At 64.8% G+C, this 2,158-nt stretch carries 2 protein-coding genes; one reads left to right on the top strand and one right to left on the bottom strand.

Translation table 11 applies throughout. From position 1 onward, the window contains the following. The coding region (locus EOA27_RS33245) for a ComEC/Rec2 family competence protein (protein WP_145970713.1) at positions 1–1,456 on the top strand (1,456 nt) is incomplete at its 5' end. Here the strand turns inward: EOA27_RS33245 and lexA are convergent. Further along, positions 1,450–2,157 carry a transcriptional repressor LexA gene (lexA, locus tag EOA27_RS33240; protein WP_245491239.1) on the bottom strand — a complete coding sequence of 236 codons (708 nt, stop codon included), beginning with the start codon at positions 2,155–2,157 and terminating at the stop codon, positions 1,450–1,452. The genes EOA27_RS33245 and lexA overlap by 7 nt on opposite strands. Position 2,158: the final 1 nt, after the last annotated feature.

The raw sequence follows: 2,158 nt of genomic DNA, 5'->3' as shown, positions 1-2,158 counted from the left end.
GACCGGCATCTATCACATCATATCGATCTCCGGCCTGCACATGGCGCTGGTGGCCGGCACGATCATGTTCCTGCTGCGCGGCGCCTTCGCGTTGTTTCCGGATTTCTCGTCCCGCCGCCCGGTGAAGAAATACGCCGCGGCGATCGCGCTGGCCTCGATCGCCGCTTACCTCGTCATCTCCGGCATCGTGGTGGCGGCCGAGCGAAGCTTCATCATGCTTGCGGTTATGCTTGTAGCGGTGCTCTTCGACCGCGCGGCTTTGACGATGCGCAACCTGGCAATCTCGGCGATTGCCGTCATCCTTGTCTCGCCACATGAAGTGGTCGGCCCGAGCTTCCAGATGTCCTTCGCCGCCACCGCGGCCCTGGTCGGCGCCTATGCCGGCTTTGCCGATTATCGCGCCGGCAAAACGACCGCGCCGCCGGTGAAGCGTTCGTTCCTGAAGTTCCTGTCGCGAAAACTAGCGGTTGGCGTGGGCGGCGCCGCTGTGACCTCGCTCATCGCCGGCAGCGCGACATTGCTGTTTGCGATCTGGCATTTTCAGCGCGTGTCGCCGCTCAGCCTGCTCGCCAATCTGGCGGTCATGCCGATCGTCTCGCTGATTGTCATGCCGTTCGCCGTGTTGAGCGCGCTCGCCATGCCGTTCGGCTTCGACGGTCCCTTCCTCTATGTGATGGGCAAGGGCCTGACAGCGATGATCGCCATTTCGGCATGGATTTCCGACCGCTCGCCAGTCGATGCAGTGGGATTGATCTCGATCCAGTCGGTGCTGCTGGCGACAATCGCGCTCGTCATCGCGACCATGGCCACCACCTGGCTGAGGCTCGCCGCTGTGCCCTTCGCGCTCGCCGCGCTGTTGGCGATCCCGCATGTGCGCACGCCGGATGTGCTGATCTCGGAGGACGCGCATCTCGTGGCGATGCCGATCGGTGGCGGCGAGCTTGCCGTCAACCGCGAACGCTCCAACGAGTTCACCACCGACAACTGGAAGCGGGCGCTGAAGGCCGAGGCCATCGTGCCGCCCGAGACATTTGCCAAGGATGCGCTCGATATCGCCGACCCGGTCGACCTGCCGCCCGGCTCGCCCTTCTATTGCACCGGCGACCTCTGCATTGGCCGGCATCCGTCCGGCGCGATCGTCGCGCTCGCCGAAAACCGCGACAGCGCACGGCCCGCCTGCGGCTTTGCCGATCTCATCGTCATCAACGATGCGACGGCCTACAATCCCTGCTGGGATGAGCGCGTGCTTGTCGTCACCAAGCGCCAACTGGCGCGTGACGGCAGTGCCGCCGTCTTCTTCGATCCGCAATCGGCAACCGCGCGAGCAGCCATCCAATATGCCGTCGAGCAGCCTTACCGGCCCTGGCACGAGCAGCGGAAGTACACTCGCGAGGCGAGGGGACTGGCGCCTTACGAAAAGCCAGAGAGGGCCAAGTCCTCGCAGCCGGATCAGTAGCGCCTGATCAGCCCGACGAGCTTGCCCTGCACCTTGACCCGATCCGGCCCGAAGATGCGGGTTTCGTAGGCCGGGTTGGCGGCCTCCAACGCGATCGAGGCGCCCTTGCGGCGGAAGCGCTTGAGTGTCGCTTCCTCATCGTCGACGAGCGCCACCACGATCTCGCCCGGGCTCGCCGTGCTGGCGTTACGGATGATGACGGTGTCGCCGTCGAAGATGCCGGCCTCGATCATCGAGTCGCCCTTGACCTCCAGCGCATAGTGCTCGCCGCCCATGATCATGTCCGGCGGGACCGAGATCGAATGCGTCTGGTGCTGGATGGCGTCGATTGGCACACCGGCGGCGATGCGGCCCATCACCGGAATGGACACGGCCGAAGCGGCGTCGTCATCATTGCTGGGTGTCGGCGTACGCGAGGGCGCTGCCGGCTTGACCTGTCGGCTTAGATTGCCCTGGCCGCCCTGGATGACGCTTGGCGAAAATTTCTTCGCGGCATTCAGGCCGGGAGCGATCGAGTCGGGCAGGCGCAAGACCTCCAGCGCGCGCGCCCGGTTCGGTAGCCGGCGAATGAAGCCGCGTTCTTCCAGCGCCGTGATCAGCCGATGGATGCCGGACTTTGAGGCGAGGTCGAGCGCTTCCTTCATCTCGTCGAAGGATGGAGGGATCCCGCTCTCCTTCAGGCGTTCATGGATGAACATCAGG

Source organism: Mesorhizobium sp. M2A.F.Ca.ET.037.01.1.1, assembly GCF_003998075.1.
Lineage (GTDB): Bacteria > Pseudomonadota > Alphaproteobacteria > Rhizobiales > Rhizobiaceae > Mesorhizobium.
This window is presented reverse-complemented; position numbering and strand designations above follow the sequence as displayed.